This window comes from Mesorhizobium sp. M00.F.Ca.ET.216.01.1.1, from assembly GCF_004010325.2.
Lineage (GTDB): Bacteria > Pseudomonadota > Alphaproteobacteria > Rhizobiales > Rhizobiaceae > Mesorhizobium.
On record NZ_SADR02000023.1, the window covers coordinates 82,545 to 97,178 of the forward strand.

The following is a 14,634-nucleotide window of genomic DNA, read 5'->3' on the forward strand; positions in this document are numbered from 1 at the left end:
TGCACAAGCCGAGGCCATGGGAGTAAGACATGGCTGAGATCACCGACAGCTTCCTCGAAACCTACGCCGAGTCCGACGCACTGGACCTGGCCGGGTTGGTGAAGCGCGGCGAGGTCACGCCGGCCGAGTTGGTCGAGGCGGCCATCACCATGATCGAACGGCTCAACCCGGCCCTGAACGCGGTAATCCACCGGCTCTACGACATGGCGCGCACCTCGGCCGAAGCGGTCGACAGAAACGCACCGTTCGCCGGCGTGCCGTTCCTGCTCAAGGAACTGGCCTCGTCCTGGACCGGAGCGCCGAACACCAACTCCTGTTTCTTTCTGAAGGACATCGTCGCCGACTTCGACACCGAAGTCGTCCGTCGCATGAAGGCGGCGGGGCTGGTGCTCGTCGGCAAGTCTAATGCGCCCGAAAACGGTTGGTCGATCACCACCGAGCCAAAGCTCTATGGGACGACGAAGAACCCGTGGAAGGAAGGCATCACGCCCGGCGGTTCGAGCGGCGGAGCGGCAGCGGCAATCGCCTCGCGCATGGTGCCGATCGCCGAGGCCAGCGATGGCGCCGGCTCGATCCGCGTCCCGGCCTCCTGCTGTGGCATCGTCGGCCTGAAGCCGTCGCGCGGGCGCGTCAGCCTGGCGCCCTTTGGCGACTACTGGTACGGCAGCGCCTATTTCCTGTGCTGTTCCCGCACGGTGCGCGACACATCGGCCTATCTCGATGCCGTCGCCGGCGCGCTGCCGGGCGATCCCTATACACCGCCGATTCCCAGCGGCAGCTGGCTCGACCTGTCCTCGCATACGCCGAAAAAGCTGCGCGTCGGCTTTTCCGTGACGCCGCCAAACGGCACGCCGATCAACCCGGAGGTCAAGGCCACGGTGCTGGCGACCGTCGCCGTGCTCGAGCGTCTCGGCCATGATGTCGAGGAACACGACATGCCGCTCGACGCCGAGGCGGTCTGGAAGACTTACACTAACATGACCTGCGTGCAGACGGCAGCAACCTTCGGCTACCATGAAACGGTAATCGGCCGGCCGGTCACGCCTGACGACATTGAGCCGGTGACCTGGGCAATCATCGAGCGGGGCAGATCGACGAGCGGCATCCGCCATATCTCCGATATCGAGCAACTGCGGCAGGTCGGCCGCGACATCGTCGGCGATCTCGTGGCCTACGATCTCTTCGTCACCCCGACGCTGGCGCAACTGCCACGACCTCTGGGCTATTACGACATGTCGGAACCCGACATCGACCGCTACAATGCGAAATGGACGGACGCCGTCTTCGCCTTCCCCTTCAACATCTCCGGACAGCCGGCGATCTCGCTGCCGCTCGGCTGGTCCGGCGGCGGCGTGCCGATCGGCGTACAGCTGATCGGCCGCTATGGCGACGAGGCGATGGTGCTCGCCATCTCGACGCAGCTGGAACAAGAAATGCCCTGGAAGCACCGCCGGCCTTCCCCGTAGGCAGTCGCTGACATTCTTTCCGAGATACGGCCGGCATCCCGGGCGTCAGCACAACGTTTCGACGACCGCCCCGGCCGGCAAACCTTTATAGGGTTTTTATTTCTTTCCCCTCCGCCCCGTCTCGAACCTTTATGGCGGTCGGGTGCATATTCCATCCCGAGCAAAGCGCTCCTGACGCCGCCGCCAACCAAGGTGCGGCGGGTCGTCTCCATGGAATTTCGAACCTGCTGATTGTGGGTGAAAAGTACAAGCGGAAGCAAGGAATATAACAATGGACATCATTGTTCTCGGGATTGGGGTTTTGTTTTTTGCCCTGTCCTTCGCCTATGTCAAAGCCTGCGACAGAATTTGAGCAGAAGGATCCGACCATGCTTGTCGACTATATCCTCGCTGGCGGTGTGACCTTGTTCCTCCTCGCCTACCTCACCTACGCCCTCGTTCGCCCAGAGCGCTTCTGATCTTTTCTGGTGCAAGGCACGGAAAGCTACACTCATGACTCTCAACGGATGGATACAGATCCTCGTCTATTGCGGGATCGTCGTTTTGCTGGTGAAGCCGCTCGGCGGCTACATGCATCGCATCTTCAACGGCGATCGCACATTTCTGTCGCCGATTCTTGGCCCGCTTGAACGCGGGCTTTATGGCATCTCGGGAACCAGCGAGCGCGAGGAACAGCACTGGACAAGCTACGCAGCCGCCCTGTTGTTCTTCAATCTGGCAGGGTTCCTGGTGCTCTATGCTCTACAGCGCGTGCAGGGCCGCCTGCCCTACAATCCGGCCGGCATGACGGCCGTCGAACCCGGGCTCGCCTTCAACACCGCCGCCAGCTTCATGACCAACACCAACTGGCAGAATTACGGCGGCGAAAGCACGATGTCCTATCTCATGCAGATGGCCGGCCTCACCGTGCAGAACTTCCTGTCCGCGGCGACCGGCATCGCCATCGCCGTTGCGCTGATCCGCGGCTTTGCCCGCGCCTCCGGCAAATCGATCGGCAATTTCTGGGTCGATATCACCCGCTGCACGCTCTATCTGCTGCTGCCGCTCTGCATCGTATTGACCTTGGTCTACGTCTATCTCGGCATGCCGCAGACGCTTGGCGCCTACGTCAATGCGACGACGCTCGAAGGCGCGCAGCAGACGATTGCAGTTGGACCGGTTGCCTCGCAGATCGCCATCAAGATGCTCGGCACCAACGGCGGCGGCTTCTTCAACGCCAATGCCACGCATCCTTTCGAAAATCCCAATGCGATCTCGAACCTGATCCAGATGGTGACGATCTTCGCCCTCGGCGCAGCGCTTACCAATGTCTTCGGCCGCATGGTCGGCAACCAGCGCCAGGGCTGGGCGATCCTGGCCGCCATGGGCGCTCTGTTCATCGCCGGCGTTGCCGTCTGCTACTGGGCGGAAGCCGCCGGCAACCCGCTGGTCCACGCCCTTGGCATTGACGGCGGCAACATGGAAGGCAAGGAGAGCCGCTTCGGCATCGCGTTGTCGGCGCTGTTTGCGGTCATCACCACTGCCGCGTCCTGCGGCGCCGTCAATGCCATGCATGACAGCTTCACCGCGCTTGGCGGCATGATCCCGATCATCAACATGCAGCTCGGCGAGGTCATTGTCGGTGGAGTTGGCGCTGGCTTCTACGGCATCCTGATGTTCATCGTCGTGGCGGTGTTCGTCGCCGGACTTATGGTCGGCCGCACGCCTGAATATCTCGGCAAGAAGATCGAGGCCAAGGAGGTAAAGATGGCAATGCTGGCTATCCTCTGCCTGCCGCTGGCGATGCTGATCTTCACCGCAATAGCGGTGGTGCTGCCGACCGCCGTCGCCTCCGTGGCCAATGCTGGCCCACACGGCTTCTCCGAGGTTCTTTATGCCTACACCTCGGCGGCGGCGAACAACGGTTCGGCCTTTGGCGGCCTCACCGGCAACACGCCCTGGTACAACATCACACTTGGCATCGGCATGCTGATGGGTCGCTTCCTGGTCATCATTCCGGCCCTGGCTATCGCCGGCTCGCTGGTGGCAAAGAAGACGGTCCCACTCTCCGCCGGCACCTTCCCCACCGACGGCCCGTTGTTCGTCGGGTTGCTGGTCGGCGTCATCCTGATCGTCGGCGGCCTCACCTTCTTCCCGGCCCTGGCGGTCGGGCCGATCGTCGAACATCTGGCTGGCACCCACGGGCAGACATTCTGAACCGCCATGCCCTGGTTACAGCCATGTCCTGGTTGAAGATCATGCGTCGCAACGTTCGGCGTCGCGCCGATCGTGAGGGGGAGGCAACTCCTCCTCCGTTCCCGCCCATGTCCACGTTCCTCGGCATTGCGGCAGCCATGATCGTGATCTGGTTGCTGGCCTATGGGCTTCCGCATCTTCTTTCGGCATCCGATCGATCGGTGCCATCCAACAATATCGACACTGGAGCCACCAAATGAGCCAGTCCAAATCCGCGAGCATCATGGATGCCCGCATCTTGCTGCCCGCTATTGGCGGAGCCTTCAGGAAATTGAATCCGCGCACGCTGGTCAGGAATCCGGTGATGTTCGTTGTCGCCATCGTCTCGGCGCTCACCACCGTCCTCTTCGTCAAGGACCTCGTCACCGGTGGCGGCGATCTGGGCTTCACCCTGCAGATCATCATCTGGCTATGGTTCACCGTGCTTTTCGCCAACTTCGCCGAGGCGGTGGCTGAGGGCCGCGGCAAGGCGCAGGCCGACTCGCTGCGCCGGGCGCGGACCGAAGCCCAGGCCAAGCTGCTGACCGGCGACGACCGCACCAGGTTCAAGCTGGTGCCCGGCACCAGCCTGAAGGTCGGCGACATCGTGCTCGTCGAGGCCGGCGACATCATCCCGTCGGACGGCGAAGTGGTCGAAGGCGTCGCCTCGGTCAATGAAGCCGCGATCACCGGCGAATCCGCGCCTGTGATCCGCGAATCCGGCGGCGACCGTTCGGCCGTGACCGGCGGCACGCAGGTTCTGTCCGACTGGATCCGCGTGCGCATCACTGCAGCTTCCGGCCATACGTTTCTTGATCGCATGATCTCGCTGGTCGAAGGCGCCGAGCGCCAGAAGACACCGAACGAGATCGCGCTCAACATCCTGCTGGTCGGCATGACGCTGATCTTTGTGCTGGCGACAGCAACGATTCCCAGTTTTGCTTCCTATTCGGGCGGCTATATCTCGGTGACCGTGCTGGTCGCCCTGTTCGTGACCTTGATCCCGACGACGATCGGCGCTCTGCTCTCGGCCATCGGCATCGCCGGCATGGACCGCCTGGTGCGGTTCAACGTACTGGCCATGTCGGGCCGCGCGGTCGAAGCTGCGGGCGACGTCGACACGCTGCTGCTCGACAAGACCGGCACGATCACGCTCGGCAACCGCCAGGCGACGGAATTCCGCCCGGTCAAGGGCGTCACCGAGCAGGAGCTGGCCGATGCGGCCCAGCTTGCCTCGCTTGCCGACGAAACGCCGGAAGGCCGCTCGATCGTCGTGCTAGCGAAGGAGAAATACGCCATCCGCGCCCGCGACATGGCAACGCTGCATGCGACCTTCGTGCCCTTCACCGCGCAGACCCGCATGAGCGGCGTCGACCTGGAAGGCTCCTCGGTCCGCAAGGGCGCCGTCGATTCCATTCTCGCCCATGTCAACCAATCGACTGTCGCCGCCCATGCTGCGCGCCCCGGCAGCGACACCGTCCGCGACCTCCAGGCGATCGCCGACGACATCGCCAAGTCCGGCGGCACGCCGCTGGCGGTCGAGCGCGACGGGCGCCTGCTCGGCGTCGTCCACCTCAAGGACATCGTCAAGGGCGGCATCAGCGAGCGTTTCGCCGAGTTGCGCCGCATGGGCATCCGCACGGTGATGATCACCGGCGACAATCCGATGACGGCGGCGGCAATCGCGGCGGAAGCCGGCGTTGACGACTTCCTTGCCCAGGCGACGCCCGAGGACAAGCTGAAACTCATCCGCGACGAACAGGCCAAAGGCAAGCTGGTCGCAATGTGCGGCGACGGCACCAACGATGCGCCAGCCCTTGCGCAGGCTGACGTCGGCGTCGCCATGAACACCGGCACTGTCGCCGCGCGCGAGGCCGGCAACATGGTCGATCTCGACAGCGATCCGACCAAGCTGATCGAGATCGTCGAGATCGGCAAGGCGCTGCTGATGACGCGCGGCTCGCTGACGACCTTTTCCATCGCCAACGACGTGGCCAAGTACTTTGCTATCATCCCGGCAATGTTCGCCGTCTTCTACATCGCACCGGGGCAGACCGCCGGTCCGCTGCAGGCGCTCAACGTCATGCATCTGGCGACGCCGCAGAGCGCCATCCTGTCGGCCATCATCTTCAACGCGCTGATCATCATAGCGCTGATCCCGCTGTCGCTGAGAGGCGTCAAATATCGTGCGATCGGCGCCGGCGCGCTGCTCAGCCGCAACCTTCTCGTCTACGGCCTCGGCGGCATCATCGTCCCCTTCGTCGGCATCAAAGCGATCGACATGGCCATCACCGCCCTCGGCCTCGCATAAGGAACCACGTCATGCTCAGACAAATCAGACCCGCGATCGTCATGATCGTTTTCTTCACCGTCCTGACCGGTCTTATCTATCCGATCGGCATGACCGGTATTGCCCAGGCGCTGTTTCCGCACCAGGCCAATGGCAGCCTGATCGAGAAGGATGGCAAGGTCGTCGGTTCCGAACTGATCGGCCAGGCATTCGCCGGCGATCGCTATTTCCATGGCCGCCCCTCGGCAGCCGGCGACGGCTACAATGCCGCCGCTTCCAGCGGCTCGAATCTCGGCCCGACCAACGCCAAGCTGATCGACCGCATCAAGGGCGACGCCGGCAAATTGAAGGCTGAAAACCCGAGCCAGCCGGTGCCGATGGATCTGGTCACCACGTCAGGCAGCGGCCTCGACCCGCATGTCAGCACCGAAGCCGCCTATTTCCAGGTCGCCAGGGTGGCCAAGGCCAGGGGCGTCGATGAAGCGAAGATCAAATCGCTTGTCGACAGTCATATCGAGGACCGGCAGCTCGGCTTCATCGGCGAGCCGGTCGTCAATGTGCTGGCCCTCAACCTTGCGCTGGACGAAGCGACCAGGCAATGAGCGACTGCGCCGGGATCGACACCGAAGCCGGCGCCGTTCATGATCCACACCGATGGCAATGCCGGACGACAGAAGCAACGAAACCAGGCCCTCTCCCGACGCGCTGCTCGAGCATGCCGAGCGGGAGGAGCGCGGTCGCCTGAGGATATTTCTCGGCGCCGCACCCGGCGTCGGCAAGACCTACGAGATGCTTATGTCGGGCCGCGCCAGGCTGGCCGACGGGATGGACGTGGTGATCGGCGTCGTCGAGACGCACGGCCGCCAGGAAACCCAGGCGCTGGTGGAATACTATGAGCTGATCCCGCGCCGCAAGGTCGACTACAAGGGACGCATCCTCGAGGAGATGGATCTCGACGCCATCCTCGCCCGGCGCCCTGCCCTGGTCCTCGTCGACGAGCTCGCCCATACCAACGCCCCCGGCAGCCGCCATCCCAAGCGCTACCTCGACGTACAGGAAATCCTGACGCAAGGCATCGACGTCTACACGACGCTCAACATCCAGCATGTCGAGAGCCTGAACGATGTCGTGGCGCAGATCACACGGGTCAGGGTTCGCGAAACAGTCCCCGATTCCATCATCGACCAGGCCGACGACATCGAGATCATCGACCTCACCCCCGACGATCTGATCAAGCGGCTCGAGGAAGGCAAGGTCTACCTCCCGAATACGGCCCAGCGCGCGATCGAGAACTATTTCTCGCCGGGCAATCTGACTGCGCTCAGGGAACTGGCGCTCCGCCGCACCGCCCAGCGCGTCGACGAGCAGTTGCTGACCCACATGCAGGCCCACGCCATCCCCGGGCCGTGGGCGGCTAGCGAGCGTGTCCTGGTCTGGGTCGACGAGGATCCGCGCAGCGCCTCGCTCGTGCGCTATGCCCGCCGCCAGGCCGAGCGGCTTCGCGCATCCTGGCTGGCGCTCTATGTCGAGACACCGCGTTCGACCGGCCTGTCCGAGCAGGATCGCGACAGGCTTGCAGCAACACTTCGCCTGGCTGAAAAATTGGGCGGCGTTGCCGTCACCATACCCGGCCAGGACGTCGCCGCCGACGTCCTTCGCTACGCGGCGGCAAACAACGTCACCCACATCATCACTGGCAAGCCACGCAAGCCGCGCTGGCGGCAATTGTTCGACGGCTCCGTTACCTATGATCTGATACGCGACGCCGGCAAGATCAGCATTCATGTCGTCTCCGGCGACGATCACCAACAGGCGCAGCCGTCACGGGGCGTGACCACCGCCCAACCACCGCGCCTCGACATCAGGCCTTATCTGATGGTCACCGGCTATGTCGTCGCGGCATTGCTGTTTGGCGAATTGCTGTCGCGCGTGCTCGACGTGCGCAACATCACCCTAGTCTTCCTCATGGCGGTGCTGGCGTCGGCGGTAACGGCGGGGCTGTGGCCGGCGATATTCGCTTCCGTTCTCAGCGCCACGGCTTTCAACTTCTTCTTTCTCGACCCGCTGTACACGTTCAACATCAGCGACCCGGAAAGCGCTGTCGCGCTCGCCTTCTTCTTCTGCGTGGCGATCATCGCCAGCAATCTGACAGCGCGGGTGCAGCGCCAGGCGGTGGCGGCACGGTCGCGCGCCCGCACCACCGAGGACCTGTATCTGTTCTCGAAGAAGCTCGCCGGAACCGGCACGCTCGACGACGTTCTGTGGGCCACCGCCTTCCAGATCGCCTCGATGCTGAAGCTGCGCGTCGTGCTGCTTCTGCCTGAGAACGGCACCATCGCGGTCAAGGCCGGCTATCCGCCCGACGACACGTTGGCTGAGGCGGACATTGCTGCGGCACTCTGGGCCTGGGAGCACAACCGCGCTGCCGGGCGCGGCGCCGACACGCTCCCCGGGGCAAAGCGCCTCTATCTTCCTCTGCGGACAGGGCGTACGGCCGTGGGTGTCGTCGGCCTCGACAACGACAAGCAGGGGCCGCTGCTGACGCCGGAACAGCAGCGTCTTCTCGATGCGCTCGCCGACCAGGCCGCGGTCGCCATCGAACGCATCCAGCTCGTCGCCGACGTCGACCGCGCCAGGCTCGCGGCCGAGGCAGACCGCCTGCGCTCGGCGCTGCTCACCTCCATTTCCCATGACCTGAAAACGCCACTCGCAGCCATCATGGGCGCCGCCGGCACGCTCAGGGACTTCACGGCCGCACTTCCCGAACAGGACCGGGCAGAGCTGCTGTCGACCGTGCTCGATGAATCGGAAAGGCTGAACCGCTTCATTGCCAATCTGCTCGATATGACCAAGATAGAATCCGGCACGATGGAGCCGAACTACGCGTTCCACTATGTCGGCGACATTGTCGGCTCCGCCCTGGATCGGGCCAGGAAAATCATCGGCGAGCACAAGACCGAGATAGACATCCCCTCGGATCTGCCGATGTTGAAGCTCGACCCTGTCCTGTTCGAGCAAGTGCTGTTCAACCTCCTCGACAACGCCGCAAAATACGCGCCGTCGGGTTCGACGATCCGCATGCAGGGCTGGGCCGACAACGGTTCCGTCAGCCTGCAGATCATGGATGAGGGACCGGGCATTCCGCCGGTGGATCTGGAACGCGTTTTCGACACCTTTTACCGCGTGCGCAAACGCGATCAGGTCCGCGCCGGCACCGGGCTTGGACTCTCGATCTGCCGCGGCTTCATCGAGGCGATGGGCGGCACGATCTCGGCGGCAAACAGGACCGATCGCTCGGGTGCGGTTTTCACCATCAGGATGCCGGTGCCGGCAGAGCAACCCGATGTCGACGGAACCGATACGGACGACCAAGATGTTGGTGACTTGGCATGACGAATTCGAACGTCAGGATATTGGTCGTCGACGACGAACCGCCGATCCGGAAGCTGCTTCGGGTCGGGCTCGGCAGCCAGGGTTATGCGGTCAGCGAGGCGCCGAATGCCAAGGCCGCGATCGAACTCGTGGAGACGGAAAGACCGGACCTTATCCTGCTCGATCTCGGCCTGCCCGGCATGGGCGGCCACGACCTCCTGCGCAAATGGCGCGACGACGGGCTGGATGTTCCCGTGGTCATCCTTTCCAGCCGCACCGATGAGGCCGGCATCGTCTCGGCACTTGAACTCGGCGCCGACGACTATGTCACCAAGCCGTTCGGCATGAACGAACTGGTGGCACGCATCCGGGTTGCACTCCGCCACAAGTTCCAGCAGCAGGGCGAGAAGCCGGTGTTCCGCTCCGGCGATCTGTCCGTCGACCTGGTGAAGCGCATCGTCCAGGTCGAGGGCAAGGAGGTAAAGCTCTCTCCCAAAGAATACGACATCCTGCGCATCCTGGTGCAGCATGCAGGCAAGGTTCTCACCCACCATTTTCTGCTGAAGCAGGTCTGGGGCGATTCGACCGACGTGCAATATCTCAGGGTCTATGTCCGGCAGCTCAGGCAAAAGATCGAGAAAACGCCCGACCAGCCGCGCTACATCACGACCGAGACCGGCGTCGGATACCGCCTGCGCGACGTCGACTGAAACACGGCCGCAATTCACCCGAACCATGGCAATGCCGGGCAAACACCCTATATGTCCTGCGGGTTGTGTTTCGTACGGGAGCGAAGGAATGTCGGCGCTTCGTCTATCGACAGTTCTTGTGTCGGCAACGCTGGCAACGGCAATGTTGCCTAGTGCAAGCCTGTCTGCTTCAGCGCAGGTCGTGAATCCCGCCGATCGCAACCTGCTGGTCCAGCAAAACGAGTTGCAGATGCTGGAAAACAGGCTGCAGAGGCAGCAATTTCAGCAGCAGCAACAGCAGTTCCGCGCCCAGGATCGCCAGATCGCGCCGCTGCCTCGACCCGAGGTGCCTCAGGTCAAGCCAAGCTGCCAATTACAGCCGTCGGGCAGCAGTTTTGTAAGCACTTGCCGCTGACAAGCCGGCGCTTTCCATTTATTTAGCCGACTTATCTGCCTGAAATGCCGCATTGCGTAGAAGGTGGGTTTTGCAAAAGAGTAACCCCTTCGGCAAGTTCGACTGGATTCCGCATGGCAGCGACAAAGAGGAAAGCGGTACGCAAGGCAAAGAACGGCGAGCGGATCCGCCAGGTGGCAGCCATTCCCTTTCGGGTGAGCGAGCGTGGCGACATCGAGGTATTGCTGGTCACCTCGCGCACGACGAGGCGCTTCATCGTTCCCAAGGGCTGGCCGATGAAGGGCAAGGGCGGACGCAAGGCGGCCATGATCGAGGCGCGGGAAGAAGCCGGCGTTCTCGGCAAGACGTTGAAGGAGCCGGCCGGCATCTATTCCTACTGGAAACGGCTGTCGAACCGCTTTGTCCGCGTCGATGTCGTCGTCTACCTGCTGGAGGTAGCCGAGGAACTCGCCAACTGGCCGGAGGCGAGAACGCGGCAGCGGGCATGGCTGGCGCCGGCTGACGCGGCGTTGCTCATCGACGAGCCGGATCTTTCGACGCTGCTGAAGAGCTTGAAGGTTCCCGAACCTGCGCACGCCAACCCGGCCTGAGGCGACGCCTTACCGGTTCTCGTCGGATTCGGGAACCGGTCGCACTGGCGTGCCGGTATAGGCCCACAGCCATTCCCGCGGCAACGGTCCCTTGTTGCGCTCGCTCTGCTGCGACTGTTCCCAGGCGTGCGCCAATATGCCGACCGAACGCGACAGCACGAACAGGCCGCGCGTCAGCGGCGGCGGGAAGCCGAGCTCGCCATAGATGACGGCAGTGGCGCCGTCGATGTTGAGCGGGATCTTTTTGCCCTTCCGCCGCGCGACTTCGGCCTCGACCGCCTCGGCGATATCGGCGAAGCGCCCGCTGACGACGCCACGCGCGGCGAAATCGCGGGTCAGCTCGATGAGGCGCGGCGCGCGCGGATCGACCGGATGGAAACGGTGGCCGAGCCCCGGCACGTAGCCCTTTTCCTCAGCAAAGAACCGATGGAGCCGCGCCGCCACGGCATCCGTGAGCGTCGTGCCGGCACCGAGCGCCGCGGCGATCTCGCCATAGAAGGAAAGCGCCTGTTCGCCGGCACCCCCATGCACGTCGCCAAGCACATTGATGGCCGAGGCCATGGCGCTGTTGATGCCGACGCCGCAGGTGGCCGCCATGCGCGCAATGGCGATCGACGGCGCCTGCGGCCCATGGTCGACGGCCGCACCGAGCGCTATGCCGAGCAGCGCCGCCTGCTCCTCACCAGGCAATTCGCCGCGCAGCATCAGCCAGATCATCGCCGGAAAGCTGACGCGGCCGATAAGATCCTGGATTTCATAGCCGCGCAGCCGGATGACGCCGGGCCGCATTTCAATGATATCGGTCTGCCACCATTCCTCGCCCCGCTCGCGGCCGCTCTTTTTCCCAGCGTCGCTCATGCCTGTACCCCTGTCATGCCCGCGCCCTTGTCTTGGCGCGCGGCTGCAGGTTGGCGAAGACCTCGTCCATATGTTCGCCCAGCGCCGGCGGTGGCCTGGTCGGCACGGGAGCCGCGCCATCGACCGTGAAGCCGCCGCGCACGACGGTCAGCGGCTGGTCCATGCCAGGCACACCCTCGAAGCGGGTCGTCATGCCGCGCTCGGTCACTTGCTGCTCCTCCAACACCTGCGGGATCGTCAGCACCCGGCCCGCCGGCACGCCGGCACGGTTCAGCCTTTCTTCCCAGATGGCGGCCGGGGCGCTGTGCAGGGCCTCCTCGATCAGCACCTTCAGAGCGGTGCGGTTATGCTTGCGCGTCTCACGCTCGGCAAAACGCGGATCCGACACCAGGTCCTGCCGCCCGATCAATTGGCAGAGCGTGACGAACTGCTCCTGCTTGTTGGCGGCAATGTTGAGCAGCCCATCGCCGGTGCGAAATGCGCCAGACGGCGCCGCTGTCATGTTCTCGTTGCCCATCGGCTGCGGTTCGACGCCCGCCGTCAGATAGTTGGACACCGGCCAGCCAAGCGCGGAGAGCGTGCATTCGAGCATCGACACATCGAGGAAGGCGCCCTCGCCGCTTGTCTTCTGCTTCACCAGCGCAGCAGTGATGGCAAAGGCACCGACCAGACCACCCAGCGTATCTGCGACGGGATAGCCGACCCGCAGCGGCGCTGTCTCCGGCGTGCCGGTGATGCTCATGACGCCCGAAAGCCCCTGGATGATCTGGTCGTAGGCCGGATTGTCGCGCATCGGCCCGGTCTGGCCGAAGCCCGATATCGCGCAATAGACAAGGCCGGGACGGACCTCTTTCAGCCTGGCGGAGCCGAGGCCCAGCCGGTCCATCACGCCGGGGCGGAAATTCTCGACCAGCGCGTCGGCGGAGGCGACCAGATCGAGGAAACGCTCGCGATCGGCCTCCATCTTGAGATCGAGCACCACCGACCGTTTGCCGGCGTTCTGGGCCAGGAACGAAGCGCCCATTCCGGCTTTGTTGAGTTCCGGCGAGGCGCCGAGCTGGCGCGCCAGATCGCCGCCTTGCGGCACCTCGACCTTGATCACATCGGCGCCGAGCAGAGCTAGCTGATAGGCGCAGTAAGGACCGGCCAGAACATTGGTCAGGTCGAGGACGCGGATGCCGGAAAGCAGATCGGTCATGACGTCACAAGCAGGTCAGGCATCGCCAGGCACATGCTCCGGTCCGCGCAGGCGCCGGCGCTCGACATAGGCCCAGATGTGCGGCCCGACCAGGCCGATGAACGCCAGCGTCAACAGCGTCAGCGACAGCGGATGCCTATAGAACACCGTCCAGTCGCCGTTCGAAATGGTCATCGCGCGGCGGAACTGCGTCTCGGCGAGCGGCCCGAGGATCATGCCGATGATGACCGGCGCGGTCGGGAAATCGAAGCGCCGCATCAGGAACCCGGCCGCACCGAGCAGATAGAGGATGACAAGATCGATCGGCGATTGCGAGATGCCGTAGGTGCCGACCGTGGCGAACACCAGGATGCCGGCATAGAGCTGCGGTGCCGGGATCTTCAGCAGCCGTACCCACAGCCCGATCAGCGGCAGGTTGAGGATGACGAGGATGACGTTGGCGATGAACAGGCTGGCGATCAGGCCCCAGACCAGATCGGCCTGCGTCGTCAGCAGCAGCGGCCCCGGATTGATGCCGTAGCTCTGGAAGGCCGACAGCATGATCGCCGCGGTCGCCGATGTCGGCAGACCGAGCGTCAGCATCGGCACCAGCACGCCGGCAGCCGAGGCGTTGTTGGCGGCTTCAGGGCCGGCAACGCCTTCGATGGCACCGACGGTGCCGAACTCTTCCTTGTGCCGGGAGAGCTTCTTTTCGATCGCATAGGACAGGAAGGTCGGGATTTCGGCGCCGCCGGCCGGCATGGCGCCTATCGGGAAGCCGATCAGGGCGCCGCGCAGCCATGGCCTCCACGAGCGCGCCCATTCGGCCGCAGTCATGTAGAGCGACCCCTTCAGCGGTACGATCTCGTCCTTGCCGGCGTAGCGGCGCGAGGCCATGTACAGCGTCTCGCCGACCGCGAAGAGGCCGACGGCGACGATGATGACATCGACACCGTCGAGCAATTCGCTCGTGCCGAAGGTGAAGCGCGGCTGCCCGGTCTGCAGGTCGACGCCGATCATGCCGATGACGAAGCCGGCGAACAGGCTGGTCAGGCCGCGAACCGATGACGAGCCGAGCACTGCCGAAACCGTAATGAAGGCCAATACCATCAGCGAAAAATACTCGGCCGGGCCGAAAGACAGCGCGAACTTGACCACGATCGGCGCCAGGAAGGCGACGCCCATGGTGCCGATGGTGCCGGCGACGAAGGAGCCGATCGCCGAGGTGGCCAATGCCGCGCCGCCACGACCGGAGCGGGCCATCCTGTTGCCCTCGAGTGCAGTGACGATGGTGGCGCTTTCGCCCGGCGTGTTGAGCAGAATCGATGTCGTCGAGCCGCCATACATGGCGCCGTAGTAGATGCCGGCAAACAGGATGAAAGAAGCCTCCGGCGCCACCTGGTAGGTGATCGGCAAAAGCAGGGCGATGGTCAGCGCCGGCCCGAGGCCAGGCAGCACGCCGATCGCTGTTCCCAGCGTGGTGCCGACCAGGCACCACATGAGATTGACCGGTGTAAAGGCGACCGAAAATCCATGTGCGAGATGGCCGAACGTCTCCATGGC

13 protein-coding genes are annotated in these 14,634 nt (G+C 64.0%); 10 read left to right on the plus strand and 3 right to left on the minus strand.

The genetic code is table 11. From position 1 onward, the window contains the following. The first annotated feature begins 29 nt into the window (after positions 1 to 29). The 10 genes from EN859_RS26190 (at position 30) to EN859_RS26235 (ending at position 11,036) form a co-directional block, all read left to right on the plus strand. Positions 30 to 1,466, plus strand: coding sequence for an amidase (locus EN859_RS26190; protein ID WP_127855547.1), 1,437 nt, complete (start codon positions 30 to 32; stop codon positions 1,464 to 1,466). Positions 1,467 to 1,834: 368 nt separating this feature from the next. Then, entirely contained in the window at positions 1,835 to 1,924 is a 90-nt protein-coding gene (kdpF, locus tag EN859_RS26195) for a K(+)-transporting ATPase subunit F (protein WP_127855546.1), read from the plus strand. Positions 1,925 to 1,958: 34 nt separating this feature from the next. Next, on the plus strand, positions 1,959 to 3,662 hold the full coding sequence (gene kdpA, locus EN859_RS26200; protein WP_127855545.1) for a potassium-transporting ATPase subunit KdpA: 1,704 nt from the start codon (positions 1,959 to 1,961) through the stop codon (positions 3,660 to 3,662). A gap of 23 nt (positions 3,663 to 3,685) precedes the next feature. After that, positions 3,686 to 3,901: a hypothetical protein gene (locus EN859_RS26205; RefSeq protein WP_127855544.1), complete on the plus strand. Its 216-nt coding sequence runs from the start codon at positions 3,686 to 3,688 to the stop codon at positions 3,899 to 3,901. Then, positions 3,898 to 5,991 carry a potassium-transporting ATPase subunit KdpB gene (gene kdpB / locus EN859_RS26210; RefSeq protein WP_127855543.1) on the plus strand — a complete coding sequence of 698 codons (2,094 nt, stop codon included), beginning with the start codon at positions 3,898 to 3,900 and terminating at the stop codon, positions 5,989 to 5,991. The genes EN859_RS26205 and kdpB overlap by 4 nt, the downstream gene beginning before the upstream one ends. Before the next feature lie 11 nt (positions 5,992 to 6,002). Beyond that, positions 6,003 to 6,572, plus strand: a complete 570-nt coding sequence (gene kdpC, locus EN859_RS26215; RefSeq protein ID WP_127855542.1) for a potassium-transporting ATPase subunit KdpC — start codon at positions 6,003 to 6,005, stop codon at positions 6,570 to 6,572. Between the two features lie 58 nt (positions 6,573 to 6,630). Next, the gene (locus EN859_RS26220) at positions 6,631 to 9,363 is read left to right on the plus strand and encodes a sensor histidine kinase KdpD (protein WP_127855623.1); all 2,733 of its coding nucleotides are present in this window, start codon (positions 6,631 to 6,633) and stop codon (positions 9,361 to 9,363) included. Continuing rightward, positions 9,360 to 10,052 (plus strand): response regulator transcription factor, encoded by a 693-nt coding sequence (locus EN859_RS26225; protein ID WP_127855541.1) that lies wholly within the window; start codon positions 9,360 to 9,362, stop codon positions 10,050 to 10,052. Before EN859_RS26220 ends, EN859_RS26225 begins: the two co-directional genes overlap by 4 nt. Before the next feature lie 88 nt (positions 10,053 to 10,140). Beyond that, positions 10,141 to 10,446 carry a hypothetical protein gene (locus tag EN859_RS26230; protein ID WP_127855540.1) on the plus strand — a complete coding sequence of 102 codons (306 nt, stop codon included), beginning with the start codon at positions 10,141 to 10,143 and terminating at the stop codon, positions 10,444 to 10,446. A gap of 113 nt (positions 10,447 to 10,559) precedes the next feature. Beyond that, positions 10,560 to 11,036, plus strand: coding sequence for an NUDIX hydrolase (locus EN859_RS26235; RefSeq protein ID WP_127855539.1), 477 nt, complete (start codon positions 10,560 to 10,562; stop codon positions 11,034 to 11,036). Between the two features lie 9 nt (positions 11,037 to 11,045). Here EN859_RS26235 and EN859_RS26240 read toward each other — a convergent pair whose 3' ends face one another. Genes EN859_RS26240 through EN859_RS26250 form a run of 3 tightly spaced genes read right to left on the minus strand, consistent with a single transcriptional unit; the run spans position 11,046 to position 14,631 of the window. Continuing rightward, positions 11,046 to 11,894 (minus strand): citryl-CoA lyase, encoded by an 849-nt coding sequence (locus EN859_RS26240; protein WP_127855538.1) that lies wholly within the window; start codon positions 11,892 to 11,894, stop codon positions 11,046 to 11,048. 13 nt (positions 11,895 to 11,907) lie between these two features. Next, a complete protein-coding gene (locus tag EN859_RS26245) occupies positions 11,908 to 13,092 on the minus strand; it encodes a CoA transferase (protein ID WP_127855537.1) in 1,185 nt (394 codons plus the stop codon). A gap of 15 nt (positions 13,093 to 13,107) precedes the next feature. Then, positions 13,108 to 14,631: a tripartite tricarboxylate transporter permease gene (locus tag EN859_RS26250; protein WP_127855536.1), complete on the minus strand. Its 1,524-nt coding sequence runs from the start codon at positions 14,629 to 14,631 to the stop codon at positions 13,108 to 13,110. Positions 14,632 to 14,634 lie beyond the last annotated feature (3 nt).